This is a genomic window from Methylobacterium sp. CCH5-D2 (genome assembly GCF_001556475.1).
GTDB classification, from domain to species: Bacteria; Pseudomonadota; Alphaproteobacteria; order Rhizobiales; family Beijerinckiaceae; genus Methylobacterium; species Methylobacterium hispanicum.
The window spans coordinates 1-4,144 of sequence record NZ_LSIX01000346.1; the positions used below are offsets into that span (position 1 = coordinate 1).

At 74.2% G+C, this 4,144-nt stretch carries 6 protein-coding genes; 3 read left to right on the plus strand and 3 right to left on the minus strand.

Annotation, left to right across the window (positions count from 1 at the left end):
• Positions 1-221: DUF1611 domain-containing protein (locus AX737_RS09100; RefSeq protein WP_156453610.1), on the plus strand; the 221-nt coding region annotated here is incomplete at its 5' end.
• 4 nt (positions 222-225) lie between these two features.
• Complete coding sequence (gene dgcA, locus AX737_RS09105) at positions 226-1,212, plus strand: N-acetyl-D-Glu racemase DgcA (protein WP_066920749.1); 987 nt, start codon at positions 226-228, stop codon at positions 1,210-1,212.
• Positions 1,213-1,216: 4 nt separating this feature from the next.
• On the opposite strand, the gene AX737_RS09110 is transcribed toward dgcA, so the two are convergent.
• On the minus strand, positions 1,217-1,696 hold the full coding sequence (locus AX737_RS09110) for a DciA family protein (protein WP_066920751.1): 480 nt from the start codon (positions 1,694-1,696) through the stop codon (positions 1,217-1,219).
• 101 nt (positions 1,697-1,797) lie between these two features.
• Here AX737_RS09110 and mutY point away from each other — a divergent pair, with 101 nt between their 5' ends.
• Positions 1,798-3,117, plus strand: a complete 1,320-nt coding sequence (mutY, locus tag AX737_RS09115) for an A/G-specific adenine glycosylase (protein WP_066920753.1) — start codon at positions 1,798-1,800, stop codon at positions 3,115-3,117.
• Positions 3,118-3,261: 144 nt separating this feature from the next.
• Here the strand turns inward: mutY and AX737_RS09120 are convergent, their stop codons facing one another.
• Positions 3,262-3,834, minus strand: a complete 573-nt coding sequence (locus AX737_RS09120; RefSeq protein WP_066920755.1) for an NUDIX hydrolase — start codon at positions 3,832-3,834, stop codon at positions 3,262-3,264.
• A 114-nt stretch (positions 3,835-3,948) separates the two neighbouring features.
• Positions 3,949-4,144: sulfurtransferase TusA family protein (locus AX737_RS09125; RefSeq protein ID WP_066920757.1), on the minus strand; the 196-nt coding region annotated here is incomplete at its 5' end.

Here is a 4,144-nt window from a genome sequence, read left to right on the forward strand (position 1 = left end):
TCCGGCAGGTGATCGACCTCACGGTGCAGCTCGGGCGGCTCACCAACCCGGAGATCCGGCCCGTCGGCATCGCGGTCAACACGCAGGCGCTGGAGGAGGCCGAGGCCCGCGCGCTCCTCGACCAGCTCGCCGTCTCGCACGGCCTGCCCGCGACCGACCCGGTGCGCTTCGGCGTCGAGGGTCTCGTCGATCGGATCGTCGCCGAGTTCCCGGGAGCCTGAGGCGATGACCCGCCGCCTCACCGTCGCCGTCGAGCGCTTCCCCATCGCGGGTGCCTTCACGATCTCCCGCGGCAGCCGCACGGAGGCCGCGGTGGTGGTCGCGCGCCTCAGTGACGAGGCGGGCTTTGCCGGGCAGGGCGAGTGCGTGCCCTACGCCCGCTACGGCGAGAGCGTGGAGAGCGTCGCCGCGCTGATCGCGGCGCAGGAGGAGGCCGTGGCGGCCGGGATCACGCGAGCCGAGTTGCTGGAGCGCCTGCCCGCGGGCGCGGCCCGCAACGCGCTGGACTGCGCGCTGCTCGACCTCGAGGCGAAGCAGCTCGGCCGGCCCGCCCACGAGATCCTCGGTCTCACGGCGCCGGGCCCGGCGGTCACCGCCTACACCTTGAGCCTCGGCACGCCGCAGAGCATGGAGGAGGCCGCCCGCAAGGCCGCCGCCCGCCCGCTCCTGAAGGTGAAGCTCGGCGGCGAAGGAGACCCGGAGCGGATCGCGGCGGTGCGCCGGGGCGCGCCGGATTCGCGCCTCATCGTCGATGCCAACGAGGCGTGGCGGCCGGAGACGCTGGCGGCGAACCTCGCGGCCTGCCTGGCGGCGGGCGTCGGCCTGATCGAGCAGCCGCTGCCCGCGGGCGAGGACGCGGCGCTCGAAGGGATGGAGCGCCCGATCCCGATCTGCGCCGACGAGAGCCTGCACGACCGGGCCGGGCTCGACGCGCTCGCCGGGCGCTACGACGCGATCAACATCAAGCTCGACAAGACCGGCGGCCTGACCGAGGCGGTGATGCTCGCCCACGAGGCGCGCGCGCGCGGCCTCTCCTTGATGATCGGCTGCATGGTCGGCACCTCGCTCGCCATGGCGCCCGCGATGCTGCTCGCCCACCACGCGGACTACGTCGATCTGGACGGCCCGCTGCTGCTGGCCCGCGACCGCGAGCCGGCGCTGCGCTTCGAGGGCAGCACGATCCACCCGCCGGAGCCGGCGCTCTGGGGGTGAGGCCTCAGCGCTGCGGCGTCGCCACCACGGCGAGGCCGAGGCGGTCGAGGGCGTCGCGCAGGGACGCGTCCTCGATGCGCGAGACGGCCTGGGCCACCTCGCCGCGCCGGCCGGGATCGATCTCCCGGCGCCGCGCGGGCGCCCCGGGCCGGCCGACCCGGTCCTGCTTCATCACGATCCGGCCGATGCAGGCCCAGCCGTAATGCGCGTTGATGCGCTGGATCACCACGGGGGCGAGGTGCTGCAGCTCGATCGCGAACACGCTCTCGACCTGCACCACGAGGGTTCCCGCATCGGGCGCCTCGGCGCTGTTGCGGCGCTTGCGCGGCCACTCGATCCGCGCGGGGCGACAGTAGCGGGCGAGCCGCGCGCCCACGATGTCGGGCCAGGCGGCCAGGATGTCGGTCGAGGCGAAGCCCTGCGCGGCAAAGGCCGGCCCGATGCAGCCCTCGATCAGTTCCGCCAGCGGTTTGACGCGCGCCATGGTCTCTCGAACGCCTCAGCGGCCACGCCCGCACGATAACCCGCCGATGGTTAACGCGGCAGCCCTTTGACCGGGCCCGCGCACCGGCTATCACCGCGGGGATGCCAGCGTCCGACTCGTCCGATCCGGGCCTCCCGCCCGCCCGCGCGGCCGACCTCCTCGCCTGGTACGACCGGCACCGCCGCGTCCTGCCCTGGCGGGCGCTTCCCGGCGAGACCCCCGACCCCTACCGGGTCTGGCTCTCCGAGGTGATGCTGCAGCAGACCACCATCGCGGCGGTCCGCCCCTATTTCGAGCGGTTCCTGGCGCGCTTCCCCGATATCGGCGCGCTTGCCAGCGCGCCCGAGGAGGCGGTGATGTCGGCCTGGGCCGGGCTCGGCTACTACTCGCGGGCGCGCAACCTGCACGCCTGCGCGAAGGCGGTGGCGGCGGCTAGGGCCTTCCCCGACACGGCCGAGGGCCTGCGCCGGCTGCCCGGCATCGGCGCCTACACGGCGGGCGCCATCGCGGCCATCGCCTTCGGGCGCGCGGAAGCCGCCGTCGACGGCAACGTCGAGCGCGTGATGAGCCGCCTCTACGCGGTGGAGGCGCCGCTGCCCGGGGCGCGGACGGAGATCCGGCGGCTGACGCAGGCCCTGGTGCCGGCGGAGAGACCGGGCGACTTCGCGCAAGGGCTGATGGATCTCGGCGCCACGATCTGCACGCCGAAGCGGCCCGCCTGCGCGCTCTGCCCCTGGCTCGCGCCCTGCCACGCCCGGGCCGCGGGCACGCAGGAGACCTTCCCGCGCAAGATCAAGGCAGTGAAGGGGGCGCTGCGGCGCGGCGCGGCCTTCGTGGTCGTGCGCGCGGGCGACGAGGCGGTGCTGCTGCGCACGCGGCCGCCGGAGGGATTGCTGGGCAACATGGCGGAGCCGCCAACGAGCGCCTGGGAGAGCGATTACGATCCGGCCGGCGCTCTCCTCGACGCGCCGCTCGACGCCCGCTGGAAGCGCCTGCCGGGCCTCGTGCGGCACGGCTTCACGCATTTCCCGCTGGAGCTGACGGTGTTCCTGGCCCGGGTCGCACTCAACACGGCGCCGCCCGCCGGCATGCGCTTCACGCCCCGGCGGGATCTCGCCGAGGAGCCCCTGCCCGGCCTGATGCGCAAGGTGCTGGCCCACGCCTTCGACCCGCGGCCGGAGCCCGAGAAGAAGCCGCGCGGCCGCCCCAAGAAGGAGCCGCCGCCGATGCCCCTCCTCGCGGTGTTCGACGAACCCGAGGTGGTGGCCGAGCCCCCGCCGCGCTTCCGCCCGGTGCCGAAGCCGCGCCCGCGCATCGCGGAGGTGCCGCCTCCGGACACCGAGGAGATGTTCTCCGACGAGCCGCCGCCGGAGGTGTCGACCCCGCGCCGGCCGGTGCGGGGGGCGGGCCGGCGGCGCTGACGGCGATGTCGAGCCGCCATTCCCTGCAGACGGGCCACCGTCCCGCTTCCTCGATCCCCGGCCACGGGCGGGCGCACCCGCTATTCCCGTCCCTTCGCGGGACGGGAGAGCGCATGGTTCGGTGCGTTCGATCCCAGGACCCGTTCACCCCTCCGCGAACAGCTCCGGGTGCCTGAGCCGCAGCGCGTAGACCAGTACCAGGGTCTTCATGTCCGCGATGGTGCCGCGCTCGCTCATCGCCGCGACTTCGGCGAGCGGTAATTCGTGCACGGTGATCGCCTCGTGCTCGTCGGCGAGACCGCCGCCGGGGCCGGCCTTGTCGGACTCCGAATAGGGAGCGAGGAACAGGTCCATCCGCTCGGTCGAGATGCCGGGCGCGGTCCAGGCGCTGACCACGAGCTCGAGCGCGTCCAATCGCAGGCCGGTCTCCTCGAAGGCCTCGCGGCGGGCGCCCTCCTCGGGATTGCCCTCGTCGAGGATGCCGGCCGGCGCCTCGATCATCTCGGGGGGGCCGTCGGCGTAGAGGACGGGGGCGCGGAACTGCGAGATCAGTACGGCGGTGCGCCGGACCGGATCGTAGGGCAGCACCGCGACCGCGCGCCCGTGATCCTCGATCTCGCGCTTCACGCGCGTGCCGTCCGCCATCGTCACCTCGGCGACGAGGAAGCGGGCCCAGCCGTCGTGGATGAGGCGGGTGCCGCCGATATAGGGTGCCATCTGCCGGAGATTCCTGCCGTTCGTCCTGAGCGCTGCGGGGAGCGCATGGCTCAGGAATGCGGCGTCATCGCGAAGCCCCGGAGAAAGCTCTGCGAATCCGCGGCGGCGCCGCGATCACCCGGAGCCGTCGGCCCCGCGGAGGACGACGAACCGGAGCACGCCGCCTTCTCGCGCGCTCGATTCCAGGCGATGCCCGTCCTCCCGGAGGAGGTTCGGAATGTCGATGGCCGCCATCGGGTCGGTGCAGGTGAGGGTGAGGCGCGCCCCGGGCGCGAGCGTCCGGAGGGCCTTGCGCGTCCGGAGTACCGGC